Here is a 13,626-nt window from a genome sequence, read left to right as displayed (position 1 = left end):
ATGCGCTTTTTTCTCGCTTATATCATCTTTTTAAATCTCTATTGCACTCTATATGCTGAAAATCTCGTGCGTGATTTTGCACTCTATAAGCTTAACGAGGGCAATAAAAAAGCTCCTACTTTGCTTTTAGTAGGTGGGATTCACGGCAATGAACCTGGTGCATACTATGCAAGCGACTTTTTTTTACGCCATTATAAAATAACAAAAGGAAGTGTATGGGTTGTGCCAGTAGCGAATCCTCACGGAATGTTTGCAAATATGCGTGGTGTGTATGGTGATATGAATCGCAAATTTGCTTCACTCCCACAAAATGACCCTGATTACCAAAGCATACAAAAAATCAAAGAACTTCTTGCTGACCCACAAATTGATATTTCACTACACCTCCACGATGGGAGCGGATATTGGCGTCCTACATATATAAGCGACTTACTCAATCCTCGCCGATGGGGAAATTGCTCTGTGATTGACCAAAAAGAGCTTCAAGGTGCGCAATATGGCAGTTTAGAATCTTATGTATCCCAAATGGTAGCAGATATTAATACAAGACTTATTCAGCCTATACATCGTTACCACGCAAACAACACCCATACCAAAGCTAAAAATGACACAGAGCAACTCAAAGCCCTTACTTTTTATTCTCTCTCACTTGGCAAACCTGCCCTTACAAATGAGGCAAGTAAAGAGATTGATATTCCTACACGTGTATATTATCATCTCATTGCTATTGAATCTTTGCTCGGACAGCTTGGTATAGAATTTGAGAGAGATTTTCAACTTGAAGTAGATTCTGTAAAAGAACTTATTGCACCCTCATCTTTTGATATAAATATTACCAATCTTATTACTCTTCCTCTTAACTCCTTGCGTTCTCATATCACATATTTTCCTTTGCCAAAAAATACATCGCTTAAAACTATTCCTATACAAAGCCAAAGCCATCTCTTTGGCTTACTCTCACTCAACCAAACACAAACTCAAGTCGCGCTCAAATATGGCTCAAATACACTTAGCACACTCACTCCAGAATATCGCACTTTTGATACAAGTCTCAAAAATGTCAATATTCTCATTAATGGCACAAAACACACTTTTCCCATAGGCTCACTTATTTACATAAGAGAAGATGAAAGCATAGAATTTGAAGCAAGTGATGATTATCGTGTGAATGTCATTGGCTTTGTTTTACCTCATCAAATAGGTTTGCCTGATGAAAGTGGGGTAAAAATCTACAAAAAAGACCTTTTACCTCGATATAGCCTTGATAATGCAGCAAAAACATTTCGTGCGGAATTTTATCGTGGGGACGCCTTTAGCGGTATGATTACCTTTTCTTTTGCTTCACCAAAACCAAAGCAAGATTCACAATTTTTTGCAGTCAAATATATTCCAGCCACCACAGAGCAACAAAGCAAATTGCCTCAAATTGCCTCAAAAGATACACCATCAAAAATAACTAACACGCCAAAAGATTCACAAAACACAACACCTAAAAATATACCTCAAACATACTTTATCACAAGCTCTAAAGGTGTAAATATACGCGCACAGGGAGATATTAACGCACAAATTCTTACAAAGCTCTCACAAGGTAAGGCTGTGAATCTTATAGAAAGCAAGGGAAAATGGAGTAAGATTCTCTACCCACCAAACAATAAAGAAGGCTATGTTATCACAAGCGCATTAGGGCAAAATCCACCAAACACAGAAACCTCATCTCAAGTAAATACTCTTGTAGAAAATTCTCACACACAAAATAAGCAAGATTCTAAACCTTTAGAATCTTCACCACAGAGCCAAAAAATCACCCAAGAGACAGGAGAAGCTGTGATACGAGAAACCAAAACAGCGCAAAAAACAAATACGCCAAATGCAGAGGTTAAAGTGCAAGTTGCTCTTGTGCGTTTAAGCCCATCACTTAACGCGCCTGTTGTTGCTAAAGCACCTTTAGGACGCAAAATGCAAATTCTCTCTTTTGAGGGAGACAATAAAGAATGGGCGAAAATTTATTATATTTTTGAGGGAAAAAATGGAATGCGTGAAATTAATGGCTATGTGGCGAAACATCTCCTTACTCCACTTGAAAGATAGCCTATGAGTTTTACAATCACAAAAGATACCTTTCTTATCTCCGATAGTCATTTTGGACATAAAGCTGTGCTCAAAAAAGAACCTTCTCGTCTGCAATGCGCAGAGGCTCATAAATATAATGATTTTTATGCCCTGCATAGAGATTTATGGAATCAAGCAGTAGGCAAAAAAGATAAGGTTTTACATTTGGGGGATTTATATTTTGAAGATGGATTTCCTTACCTAAAAGAACTCAAAGGCACAAAAATGCTTGTAATAGGCAATAATGATATTAAAAAGTATGAAAAACTTAAAAATCTTAAAAGCTGGAGTGTGCAAAAAGGCTTAAAGCTACATATCCCCGAACAAGAGCAGATTCTTAAAAGACTTTATACAGAATTTGGAAAAAGTATGGTAAAAGATGATATTTATCTTAATGCAATCGTGCAAGACATTGCGGGTGAGCGCATTATGTTTTCACATTTTCCTGTGTTTAACCGCAAAGTCAATGATAGATTCAATGAAACGCGCGATATACTCGATAGGCTTTTTAAACTCGCTGATTGCTCATTGAATATTCACGGACATATCCATTCGCGCCAGACTGGACATTCTTTTTGTTTCAATGTAAGCTGTGAGCAGTTAGGATTCGCACCCAAACGATTAAGCGATATTCTAAAACTTTGGCGATACAAGACACATATTTAAAATGATTTATTTTTACGCACTTATTGCAAATGCCACTCATAAAAAACGAATTCCCAAATCTTTTCTTACCGCACTCAAGCAACTTGAAGACTTAAATGTGCTGCAGAGAGAGGGTGAATCTTATGCACTTAAATCTCACTTTATCATAGGGAGTGTAGATATTTCACGCAGTGGAAAAATATTCATAAAAAGCTTTAACACAAAAGATGAAAATGATTTTCTCCTTGAAAATGGACGATATGCACTCAAAAAAGGCGATATTATTCTTGCCAAAAAATTACACAAAAAAATAAAATTTATTGCCGCACTCTACACACCAAAATCTTATATTTTAGCTACACTTGTGATGAAAAAGGGCACAATTAAAGCCCTTGAAATACAGACAAAAGATAATAAAGAGCATTATATCGACCTCAAAGTCTCGCAAAAATCACTCAAAGCTTTGCCCCCACATTGTGTGGTAAAAATAGAACGCTCCTCTGCCAATATCGTTGAAGTGCTTGGTGTGCTTGAAGATTCACAAATCGATGAAAAAATAGTCCTAAGCTCTTATAATCGCGTCAATGAATTTAGCTCTAATATCAAGGAGTTTGCCCAATCTTTTGGCGATGAAGTCTATAAAGAGATGTATCCAAATCGTATAGATTTAAGCCATTTGCCCTTTTGCGTGATAGACCCAAAAGATGCACGCGACCACGATGATGCGATTTATTTTGACAGCAAAACAAAAACGCTTTATGTGGCTATTGCCGATGTAGGTGAATATGTAAGCAATGAAAGCGCACTTGATAAAGAAGCAAGGCAAAGGGGATTTAGCATATATTTTCCGCATAAGGTTGTGCCTATGCTGCCTTTTGAGCTAAGCAGCGGAATCTGCTCGTTAAAAGAAAATAAAGTGCGTTTAGCTATGGTGTGGAAAATAACGCTTGATAAAAACGCACAAGTGCAAAAAAGTGAGCTTTTAGAAGCCTTTATACAATCTCACGCAAATGTCAGCTATGAAGTTATAGAATCTTTTTTACAAGGACACAAAAGCATTTTGCCAAAAGAAATACAAAAATGGCTTAAGGCATATTTGCCTTATGTCAAAAAGCACAGAGCTACTCGCTTGCAGTATGGCTATGAATTTCAAAGTAATGAAATCAAATTAGAACTTGATGAATATCAAAATATAAGCTCGTGGCATAAGCATAAGCATACTTTAGCCCATAGCATTATTGAAGAATCTATGCTCCTTGCGAATGTCCAAAGTGCGCTTATGCTTATCAATAATGCACAACAAGGCATTTTTAGAATCCACCCTCCCCCTAAAGAAGAGCGCATACAATTATTACTCTGGGAGTTCAACAATATGGGCTTTGATTTGCCCCCTAAGCTTGGTTTGCATAGCCTTATTTGTGCAATACAAAGCCAAGCCAAAGAAAGCGATATGGCAGAAGTGCTTGATGATATGATTATCAAATCTTTTGCTAAAGCAACTTATAGCACAGCAAATATCGGGCATTTTGGCTTAGGATTTGAAAGCTACACGCATTTTACTTCACCTATAAGGCGATATAGTGATTTAATCGTGCATAGAATCTTAAAATCAATCCTCCATAAAGACAAATCCTTGCCTTATCAGCTTGAGGGATTAAAGGCTCTCACTCAAGAAATAAATATGAAAGAAAAGCAAGTCCGACACATTGAGCAAGATTTCTATCAGCGCAAAATGCTTACCTTTGCACAAAAGCTCTTAGAATCTACCAAACCTCTTATCTGCTCTGCACTTGTAATAAATGAAGATTCGTATGCTATTGCGCTTGATACTCTCCCGCACATAAAAATTGCTCTCTCACATTCATTTGAGCGATATAAGCTCGTGAAAGTGCAGATAGAAAAGGTAGATTTGCTTTGTGGCTATGTGCAAGGAAAAGTAATAGAATCTATGCAATTGAAATCTTAAAATAAACCAAAAATTAAATTGTTACTTTATGGAACAATATCATTCCAAATATTTTAAGATAAATTAACTTTTTAAAAAATTTTTTTTAGAATCTTGGAGGTGTTTAACACCATAAATTTTACTTCAAAGGAGGAGTTATGAGAAAATATTTTATTTCTCTAATTTTAGTTTTGAGTTTGGGGACAACTTCCCTTGTTGCAGCACAAGCACAAGAAGTGCAGAAGTTAAGCAAAGCTGATGCTGAATTACTTTTTGGCAAACAAGATGTCAATGTCGCTTTGCTTAGTGATGAAGAAATGAAGGAAACTCAAGGAGAGTTTTGGGCTATAGTAACTGCTGTAAGCTCTAGCATTACTGCTGCTAATTCAATTTACAATTTTGGTAAGGGCAAAGGCTGGTGGAGATAAATCTACTTTCTTAGGGCATCTTGCCCTAAGAACCCAAACAATGGAGGTGGAACAATGTTAAAAAAAATCCTTTTCTTTAGCGCATTTTGTATCTTTAACATTTCTCTATATGCTATGCAGTGTGAGAAATCCTGCGCTTACGGACAGATTGGTATAGGTGGGCAGTATTATAATTTTGGAGGCAAAGATATAAGTAGCTACGGAGGGTATCTTTCTTTAGAGAGTAGAAGTGTGTTGTGGCAGAGATTTCAAACTGCATTAGGTGGGCGTATAGGTGGAGGCTCTACATCAGCACAAAATACAGGTGATTTGAGTATTACAGACAAAAATAATCTCTTTACTTTAGATTATTATGTGAAAATCGGGCTCAATATCGCAGGAAAAAATGCACCGCTTTTTGTAAATCTTGTAGTAGAAGATAATAAACACGATGGGCGAATAGGCAAGGGTAGCGGTTTAGAAAGACAAATCACTACTCTAGGTGGGGATATTGAAGGCTATATCCCATTAGGAAATATGTCATATTTAGATTATGGAGCTGGATATGCTTGGGCTGGTATAGGTAAATATACCTTGACGAATGATGTTGTGCTAAACATAAAAGATTATAGCTACACAATAAATGCTTATATAGGATACTCTAAACATATCACGCAAAACACAATGTGGTATGTGAAGCTTATAGGTAAATACTTTGATTTAAAAGATGCAACCAATGATAGCTCCACTCTCGTTTATCCTAGTTCAAAAGATTTTGTTGGTATGATAGAGATAGGTTTTAAAGGTTTTGGTAGCTAACCATAAAGCTTATAGTGATAGAATCCTTGAATTTAGTCCGAATTTAAGGATTCTCTATGTATAAATCTCAACTTGACACACTCTTAAAACAATCTGCTCCACGCGTGAGTTTTTTGTATGGTGATAGCTTTTTAGTGGGCTATTATAGTAGAAAAATCGCTCATTGCTTAAAAAGCGAGGAAAAGACAACTTTTTATTTTGATGAATATAATGCAAATAACATCAATGCTTTACTTTCACAAGGCTCACTTTTTGGCTCTAGCTCACTTGTAGTGCTAAAAATCAATCACAAACTAAGCAAGGCTGATGTAGAGCTTTTTCTTACTTCACTTTCGCATAATACACATAATGCACTTATTATAGAATACTATCAATCACCGAGCAAATCACAAGCTGATTATGCGCGAGATTGCAAAGTGTGTGCGGGGTATTTCAAACACCCAAAGATTCCCAAAGATAGCCTTGTAGAAGTGCGATTTTTTGAGCCAACTATGGGCGAGTGTATGGAATTTATGCGGCAGAGGGCAAGAGAACTTCATCTCAAAGCTGACGATAAGATTCTAAGTCAAATCCTTATGCTACAAAATAATGATATTGCCCTTGCTTTGAATGAATTAGAAAAATTTGTTGTTTTTGCAGGAAAACCTATTGAGCCAAGCGATGTGAATCTCCTCTGTGATGGCATAGCAAGTTTTAGTGTTGAAGAGTTATGCTGCACATTAATGGAAAAAAAGCCCATTGTAGAAATGCTCCAAAGCATTTATGAGGAAGGCATTAATGAAATAGCGATGATTAGCGAGATTCAAAGATTTTTTTATCAACTCTTTTTGTTTTTTACTTTTATAAAAATAAAGGGGCGACCCGATGCAAAAGAGATTCTAGGGTTTAGCCCACCAGCACATATTACTGAACGTTTATCAAGGTATTGCATTCGCTTTAAAGAAGCACAATATATCGCCATTTTTGAGCTACTCTCTACTTGGCGATATGAGGTAAGTAAAGGCAAGTCAAAGCAATCTATGGGAACTTTAATCAAAATTCAAGAAATGATACGATAGAATCCTGCCTTTATACCTTGCTCTTTCATTGTCAAACTAGCCATTGCTTCAATCTTTTGGCTAGTCTATGACGCGAGAAAGGGCGGTTACACCAAAAGGAGAAATAATGAAACTTTACGAAACGATGTTTATTCTCAAGCCTACGCTTGTAGAAGAGGAAATTAAGACACGTCTTGAGTTTTTCAAGGAAGTGATTACAAAAAATGGCGGTGAGATTGAAACTTGCCTTGATATGGGTATGCGAAACCTTGCGTATGAGATTAAAAAAAATAAACGAGGATATTACTTTGTTATTTATTTCAAAGCCAAACCTAGTTTAATCTTAGAGCTTGAACGTAATTACCGCATTAATGAAGAGATTTTGCGTTTTATCGTTATAAAATATGAAAACAAAAAAGAGCAAAAAGCTTGGCAAAGCCTTGTGAATAAAGCGAACAACAAGCCAGAACCAAAACCAACAAAAGCTAAAAAAGAAGAGGTCGCTACACAACCTAAAGAGCAAGATTCCACAGAATCTAAATAGGCAAAAGTAGATGTATAATAAGGTTATTATAATAGGAAATCTTACGAGAGATGTCGAACTCCGATATTTGCCAAGTGGAAGTGCTTTGGCTACTATTGGATTAGCAAGTAATCGCAGATTCAAAAAGCAAGATGGCACTATGGGTGAGGAAGTATGCTTTGTAGATGTCAAGCTTTTTGGGCGTAGCGCAGAGGTAGCAAATCAATATCTTCATAAAGGAAGTAAGGTTCTTATTGAAGGGCGTTTGACTTTAGAATCGTGGAGCGACCAAAGTGGTGCAAAACGAAGTAAGCATACCATTACAGCCGAAAGTATGCAAATGCTTGATTCTAAATCATCGGGAGAAAGTATGCAAAATAATGCAGAGCAGTATGGTAATAACGCACAATATAATCAACCTCAAACACAAAATAGTGGCGGAAATTATGGCGGTGGGAATACGGGAGCAGGAAACTACACCCAAAATATCCCTGAAATTAATATTGATGACGAAGAGATACCTTTTTAATCTCTAACTTAAGGAGCACAAATGGAAAAGAAAAAATACTCAAAACGATACTGCCGATACACTGAAGCAAAGCTTGAGTTTATTGACTATAAAGATGTTGAAATGCTTAAACATTCATTATCAGAGCGATATAAGATTATGCCTAGACGATTGACAGGTAATACAAAAAAATGGCAAGAGCACGTAGAGGTAGCTATTAAACGCGCTAGACATATGGCACTTATTCCTTATATTATTGATAGAAAAAAGGTAATTGAAAATCCTTTTAAAATCTAAAACTTATGTTTTTCTCGCTGCAAGAAGAGGTGAATTTCTTGCGGTGAGAATTTCCCCTTTCCCACTAATAAAAACCAAGTAGATAAGCTTAATTTGCTATAATTAAATAGAAATTAAATTTCATAGAGGATAGCTAATGCGGCGGAATTTATTATTTTTGATTCTATTTTTTTTCGGAAGCCTTGGCATATTTTGGTGGGCTTTTGAACCAGAGCGTATAAGTCAAGAAGTGCTTGATCTCTTTCCACATAATGATGACAAAGAAGTTATTGAAGCATATAGGCATTTTGCAAGCTCTAAATATGTGCCTGTGGCAATTAAAGGTTTTGATAAAAATGCACAAACACATTTGCAACATATCACTTCTCAACTTCAATCTTTACCTTATGTTGCTTCTATCATTCAGGAGAATATCCCACTAGAAAACCAACTTTATACTTTCTTAACACACAATCTTTCTTATCTGCTTATTCCCTCTTCTAACACACAAAATATGGCACAAATTTCTCTCAATGCACAAGAAATTTTTACACCCTTACTTCATAAACTTACCCTCAATGATACTTCTTCTCCACCCTCATCTACTCCCTTGATAATGAAAAATTATGGCTTAATGGCACTCGTAGAGCTTTCAAACCTTAATGATGAAGAACTTAAATCTACATTGCAAAGCTTCCAAGCCATAGCACAAAATAACCCTGATATGCGCTATTTTTCACCTGATTTTATGCGTGTAGAAAATTTAGAGCTTATTTTAAATGAAGTAAATTTTCTCTTAGGCTTTGCCTCACTTGTTTTTGTGATTCTTTATTTTGTGATTATCCGCATACCCTTTTTAACACTCTCCACCATTTGCACACTGATTTTCTCTAATGTCATTGCTATTTTACTTGTCCTTAGCATATATCCAAAGGTTACAATTATGGCTTTAAGCTTTGGTATGGGTATTTCAAATATTGCCATTGATTATATGATGCACCACCATTTCTTTGGGCTATACACACACTCTAAGGCATACCAAAATGCTCATATTCCGCGCCCTCCATTCAATCGCCCTGTTTTCTACGGCTACCTCACAACAATGATAGGCTTTGGCGTGTGTTTGTTTATTCCTTTTCCTCTCTTAGCCCAACTTTCCTTATATGCAATGATTTCTCTAAGCATATCCTACCTAAGTTTTGCATTTATATACCCACGCATAGGATTCAAACCACCGCGACTTTTTAACTCACTTTCTTCATTAAAAAAACCACTTATACCAAATATGGTATTTCTAGGCATAACAATTTTAGGATTTATTTACGCAGGAGGGCAACTTAAACTCGATTTTGACCTTTCAAAACTTGATTATCAAAATAAAGCAATGCTTGAAGAAAAAGCATTCTTCATACAAGAAAAGCAAGAAGATAGCCACAGCACACAACAAAAAAGTGATGTGCTTTTAAGTGCGCAAGAAAGTGAAGGACTTATGCTCTTTACGCGTGGGCTTATAGAATCTAGTGGTGTAATAAGCTTCCGCCAAAGCGAGGGGGAATCTCACTTAAAACAATATTATTATCTTGCCTCTCTATCAAAACCTCAAATTGTCAAAGCCCAAGAACTTTTAGAATCCTTACATTCAGCCCATAATGATTCTAATGTGCAAAATCTATGGAGTAAGGAGGAGCAAGAAAAAATTATACAATCTTATGTGCGCCTTGATACGCGCCCAGTGCAAAGCATTATGGACAACTTAGCAGATTCTATTTATCAGCCTATGCTTATCGTGCTTGGCATTGCGCTATGTCTTATGCTTGTAACACTTGCTTTTAGCACAAATGGAGCATTTATCAATGCGGCTAGTTTTGTTCTATTCCCTTTAAGTATGGCTTTGTGCGTGGTAGCAAGTCATAGCACATTCAATATGATGCACCTTTTTGCCTTGCTTATCTTAGTCGTAGTAAGTGTAGATTATGGTATTTATGCGGTAAAAGAAGGGGATAACCCCCGCTCTACACACGCAATTATCTTTTCTGCACTTACTACAGGTGCAAGCTTTGGAATCTTAATGATTTCAAATACAAAGGCTCTTAATTCCTTTGGAGAAGTAATTTTCACAGGAATGAGCTGTATGCTCTTGCTGCTTATATACGGACGATTTAAGTTAAAAAACAATAAGGAATGATATAATTTCCTTATCTAAACTGCATAAAAGGATAAAAATGAAACAAAAAATGCCTATATGGAGAAAAATTTTAAGAGAAATATTGCGTCCATTTTATCAGCTTTATATAAAAATCCACCTCCATATTGACAATTCTATAAAAGGCAATAAACTTATGAGCGAAGCCGAGATTGCACAAGATAAAGCCAAATATACGGAACTTAACAAAGACAATCGCTTTGTCATTAATCGTGAATGGGATTATATCATTCGTTATGACAAATATGCCTCTAATGGCGATATGGGAGATGGTCAATACTTTATACAAGATATTTGGGGAGCGCGCAGGGTGCTAGAGCATAAACCTAGTGTGCATTATGATGTAGGCTCTAGTGTGCGGGGATTTATCGCACACCTCCTTGCACAAAAGCAAAAGATTGTCTTGCTCGATATTCGCCCTATGAATAATCAATTTAATACAAGCTTTTTAAGTAATGGGGGGGGGGGCATAACATACTTTCAAGAAAATGCTACCCTTTTAGAACATATCGCCGATAATTCCATAGAATCACTCTCTGCCTTATGCAGTGTGGAACATTTTGGACTTGGGCGATATGGAGACCCGATAGAACCAAATGCATGGGAAAAAGCTCTTAAATCTTTTCAAAGGGTAATTAAACCCGGTGGAAAACTCTTTTTTAGTGTGCCTGTGGCAGATGAAGATAGACTTTGCTTTAATGCCCATCGTATCTACAAACCTCAAACTATCATTGATGTGTTAGATTCTATGCAGATTATTGAAATGGGCTATATTCAAGGATTTGATGTAATAGAATGTATGAAATGGGAAAATGATAGCTTACGCATAAATCAAGAGAATCTAGATTCTATACCTAAAGCCCATAAACATTCGCCTACGGGCTTATTCGCGTTTGTTAAAAAATAATGCCTATCTATCTTTGAGTTTAAGCTCACCGATAAGCTTTGCATAGCGATTATACTGCGTCTTTTTAAGATAAGAAAGGAGCGATTTTCTCTGCCCTACAAGCTTTAAAAGCCCCAAACGACTTGAATGATCTTTTGGGTTAGCTTTCAAATGCTCTGTTAAATCTGCTATTCTTTGTGAAAGCAATGCGATTTGCACCTCACTTGAACCTGTATCCTTGCTATCTCGTGCGAATTTAGCGATAATCTCTTTTTTCTTTGCCATATCTAAAGCCATTTTGACCTCCTTGATTGGTATAAATTAAAGTTTGGATTCTATCTTAAAAATCTAAAAAATACATAAAAAAGATGGTTTATTCCTCAATATAATTTTTAAGCTTCCTGCCCACTTTTGGGTGTTTAAGCTTTTTGATTGCACTAGATTCTATTTGTCGCACCCTCTCTCGTGTTACATTGAGCTCCTTACCAATCTCTTCTAACGTTCTATCAGATTCATCATCAAGCAACCCAAAACGCATACGAATCACTGCCTCTTCTCTATCATTAAGCTGCTCTAACACCTCATCAATTTGCACTTTCAAATCCTCTTTGAGAATATAATCCATAGGACCAACCGAGTTTTTATCCTCTACAAAATCCCCAAACTTGCCATCATCATCGCTTCCAATAGGTGCATCAAGGCTTACGGGTTCTTTGGTGATTTTAATGACATTTTTTACTTTATCAATAGGTAATCCTACCTCTTTGGCAATAAAATCAATATCCGGCTCTTTGCCTGTTTCCTGCACGTGTTTGCGCATAATCTTGTGGATTCTATTAATTGTCTCTATCATATGGATAGGAATGCGAATCGTGCGTGCTTGGTCAGCAATCGCACGCGAAATCGCTTGTCTAATCCACCAAGTTGCATAAGTTGAAAACTTGAATCCTTTGCGATATTCAAACTTATCGACAGCTTTCATTAATCCTATATTCCCTTCTTGAATTAAATCAAGAAAAGGCAAACCACGATTTGTATAACGTTTAGCTATACTCACAACAAGACGAAGGTTTGATTTTGCCATTTTTGCCTTTGCTTTATCCGAGATAGACTTACCACGTTTAATTTGCTCTAAGATTTCTTTAAGTTTTTCAGGCTCTAAATTGAAGCCTCCCTCGCTCGCCTCTTTAGTCTGAAAAAGCTTTTTGAGTTCTACATACACGCTTACCATCGTTGTTTCTGGCACCATTGCAGCAATATCATCACGACTCATATTCGTGATATTAGCAAGTATTTTTTGATGATTTTCCACAAGCATATCATTAAACAAAGGTAATTTATACTCCAAACGTTTTAACTCACGTTCAAAACCATCGCCACTCTTTAGGCTATTTTCCATTGCTTTTACAAGCTCACTAATAAGTTTGCTCGTAGGTCCCAAATCTAAAAGCTTTGTTTTTAAAATATGCTTTTTGTATGATAAAAGCAAAATATGAGCTAATTCATCTTCACCCTCTATAAGCTCACTCTCTAATACCTTGAGCCATTCTTTTTTTGCTTTATCAAGTGCCTTAAAACTTTCCACAACATTTTCTACACGTTTTTGGTCTTTTTTAGAATTTGCCTTGCGAATATTTTCTTCATCTTCGCTCATATCAAATTCTTCCTCATCTTGCTCTTCTTCCTCATCATCAAAACTCTTAAAAAGTTCTTTTACGCGTCTTTCACGATTGATAAGAGCATCTTTATAATCATAAATAAAATCAATCAAATATGGCACAGAACAAATTGCATCTAAAATAGTATTTTCACCTAATTCAATTTTCTTACTTAAACTAATCTCCTCTTCCTTTGTCAAAAGCGGAATCTGCCCCATTTCACGTAAATACATACGCACAGGACTATCACTCCTACTCCACTCAAGCAACTCTTTATCTTTCATAAAATCAAACTCATCTTCAAGCTCTTCATCAAGCATTTTTTTCTTATCTGCTTGACGTTTTATTTGTTCTTGAGTATTGAGCATTTTTGCAACTTCTGATGAGCTTAAAAGCTGTTTTTTATATTTTTTACTTAAATCTTTGATTTTTTTCACTTGTGCAGCAGTGGGTGCTTTAAGAATAATTTGAGCAATCTTTTCGTAAGTAATATAATCACTATCTTCTTCTTTGAAAAGATTCTCTAGTTCGGCATTCACTTCTTTTGATTTTTTACTAACTTTATTCGCCTTATCAGCTTTCTCTTGCATAATGAATCCTTGTAGAA

At 36.1% G+C, this 13,626-nt stretch carries 13 protein-coding genes; 11 read left to right on the top strand and 2 right to left on the bottom strand.

Going from position 1 to position 13,626, the window contains the following annotated elements; genetic code table 11:
- From LS65_RS06800 to LS65_RS06750, 11 genes are all read left to right on the top strand, one after another.
- Positions 1-2,091 carry a M99 family carboxypeptidase catalytic domain-containing protein gene (locus LS65_RS06800; RefSeq protein ID WP_034361076.1) on the top strand — a complete coding sequence of 697 codons (2,091 nt, stop codon included), beginning with the start codon at positions 1-3 and terminating at the stop codon, positions 2,089-2,091.
- 3 nt (positions 2,092-2,094) lie between these two features.
- Entirely contained in the window at positions 2,095-2,778 is a 684-nt protein-coding gene (locus tag LS65_RS06795) for a metallophosphoesterase (RefSeq protein WP_034361074.1), read from the top strand.
- Between the two features lies 1 nt (position 2,779).
- The gene (locus LS65_RS06790) at positions 2,780-4,723 is read left to right on the top strand and encodes an RNB domain-containing ribonuclease (RefSeq protein WP_034361072.1); all 1,944 of its coding nucleotides are present in this window, start codon (positions 2,780-2,782) and stop codon (positions 4,721-4,723) included.
- Positions 4,724-4,860: 137 nt separating this feature from the next.
- Positions 4,861-5,130 carry a hypothetical protein gene (locus LS65_RS06785; RefSeq protein WP_052061014.1) on the top strand — a complete coding sequence of 90 codons (270 nt, stop codon included), beginning with the start codon at positions 4,861-4,863 and terminating at the stop codon, positions 5,128-5,130.
- Positions 5,131-5,184: 54 nt separating this feature from the next.
- Positions 5,185-5,928, top strand: coding sequence for a hypothetical protein (locus tag LS65_RS06780; RefSeq protein ID WP_034361070.1), 744 nt, complete (start codon positions 5,185-5,187; stop codon positions 5,926-5,928).
- 56 nt (positions 5,929-5,984) lie between these two features.
- On the top strand, positions 5,985-6,986 hold the full coding sequence (gene holA / locus LS65_RS06775; RefSeq protein ID WP_034361068.1) for a DNA polymerase III subunit delta: 1,002 nt from the start codon (positions 5,985-5,987) through the stop codon (positions 6,984-6,986).
- A gap of 106 nt (positions 6,987-7,092) precedes the next feature.
- A complete protein-coding gene (gene rpsF / locus LS65_RS06770) occupies positions 7,093-7,509 on the top strand; it encodes a 30S ribosomal protein S6 (protein ID WP_034361066.1) in 417 nt (138 codons plus the stop codon).
- Between the two features lie 10 nt (positions 7,510-7,519).
- Complete coding sequence (locus LS65_RS06765) at positions 7,520-8,017, top strand: single-stranded DNA-binding protein (RefSeq protein WP_034361064.1); 498 nt, start codon at positions 7,520-7,522, stop codon at positions 8,015-8,017.
- Between the two features lie 21 nt (positions 8,018-8,038).
- Complete coding sequence (gene rpsR / locus LS65_RS06760; protein WP_034361062.1) at positions 8,039-8,293, top strand: 30S ribosomal protein S18; 255 nt, start codon at positions 8,039-8,041, stop codon at positions 8,291-8,293.
- A gap of 136 nt (positions 8,294-8,429) precedes the next feature.
- Positions 8,430-10,457, top strand: coding sequence for an MMPL family transporter (locus LS65_RS06755; protein WP_094777056.1), 2,028 nt, complete (start codon positions 8,430-8,432; stop codon positions 10,455-10,457).
- Between the two features lie 37 nt (positions 10,458-10,494).
- Positions 10,495-11,382 (top strand): DUF268 domain-containing protein, encoded by an 888-nt coding sequence (locus LS65_RS06750; protein WP_236096670.1) that lies wholly within the window; start codon positions 10,495-10,497, stop codon positions 11,380-11,382.
- Positions 11,383-11,385: 3 nt separating this feature from the next.
- On the opposite strand, the gene rpsO is transcribed toward LS65_RS06750, so the two are convergent.
- Together rpsO and rpoD are read right to left on the bottom strand one after the other, a co-directional pair.
- Positions 11,386-11,658 (bottom strand): 30S ribosomal protein S15, encoded by a 273-nt coding sequence (gene rpsO, locus LS65_RS06745; protein ID WP_011115383.1) that lies wholly within the window; start codon positions 11,656-11,658, stop codon positions 11,386-11,388.
- 76 nt (positions 11,659-11,734) lie between these two features.
- Positions 11,735-13,609 carry an RNA polymerase sigma factor RpoD gene (gene rpoD, locus LS65_RS06740; RefSeq protein ID WP_034361060.1) on the bottom strand — a complete coding sequence of 625 codons (1,875 nt, stop codon included), beginning with the start codon at positions 13,607-13,609 and terminating at the stop codon, positions 11,735-11,737.
- Positions 13,610-13,626: the final 17 nt, after the last annotated feature.

This window comes from Helicobacter japonicus (assembly GCF_000762845.2).
In the GTDB taxonomy this organism is placed as follows: Bacteria; Campylobacterota; Campylobacteria; order Campylobacterales; family Helicobacteraceae; genus Helicobacter_C; species Helicobacter_C japonicus.
Note: the sequence above shows the minus strand (reverse complement) of the source record. Positions and strands in the feature narration are given on the sequence as shown.

Excerpts from the sequence above, each read along its gene's own strand:
- rpoD (WP_034361060.1), bottom strand. The coding sequence starts at position 13,609 with ATGCAAGAGAAAGCTGATAAGGCGAATAAAGTTAGTAAAAAATCAAAA.
- LS65_RS06750 (WP_236096670.1), top strand. The coding sequence starts at position 10,495 with ATGAAACAAAAAATGCCTATATGGAGAAAAATTTTAAGAGAAATATTG.
- LS65_RS06790 (WP_034361072.1), top strand. The coding sequence starts at position 2,780 with ATGATTTATTTTTACGCACTTATTGCAAATGCCACTCATAAAAAACGA.
- rpsF (WP_034361066.1), top strand. The coding sequence starts at position 7,093 with ATGAAACTTTACGAAACGATGTTTATTCTCAAGCCTACGCTTGTAGAA.
- LS65_RS06755 (WP_094777056.1), top strand. The coding sequence starts at position 8,430 with ATGCGGCGGAATTTATTATTTTTGATTCTATTTTTTTTCGGAAGCCTT.
- rpsR (WP_034361062.1), top strand. The coding sequence starts at position 8,039 with ATGGAAAAGAAAAAATACTCAAAACGATACTGCCGATACACTGAAGCA.
- LS65_RS06795 (WP_034361074.1), top strand. The coding sequence starts at position 2,095 with ATGAGTTTTACAATCACAAAAGATACCTTTCTTATCTCCGATAGTCAT.
- holA (WP_034361068.1), top strand. The coding sequence starts at position 5,985 with ATGTATAAATCTCAACTTGACACACTCTTAAAACAATCTGCTCCACGC.
- LS65_RS06780 (WP_034361070.1), top strand. The coding sequence starts at position 5,185 with ATGTTAAAAAAAATCCTTTTCTTTAGCGCATTTTGTATCTTTAACATT.
- LS65_RS06785 (WP_052061014.1), top strand. The coding sequence starts at position 4,861 with ATGAGAAAATATTTTATTTCTCTAATTTTAGTTTTGAGTTTGGGGACA.
- rpsO (WP_011115383.1), bottom strand. The coding sequence starts at position 11,658 with ATGGCTTTAGATATGGCAAAGAAAAAAGAGATTATCGCTAAATTCGCA.
- LS65_RS06765 (WP_034361064.1), top strand. The coding sequence starts at position 7,520 with ATGTATAATAAGGTTATTATAATAGGAAATCTTACGAGAGATGTCGAA.
- LS65_RS06800 (WP_034361076.1), top strand. The coding sequence starts at position 1 with ATGCGCTTTTTTCTCGCTTATATCATCTTTTTAAATCTCTATTGCACT.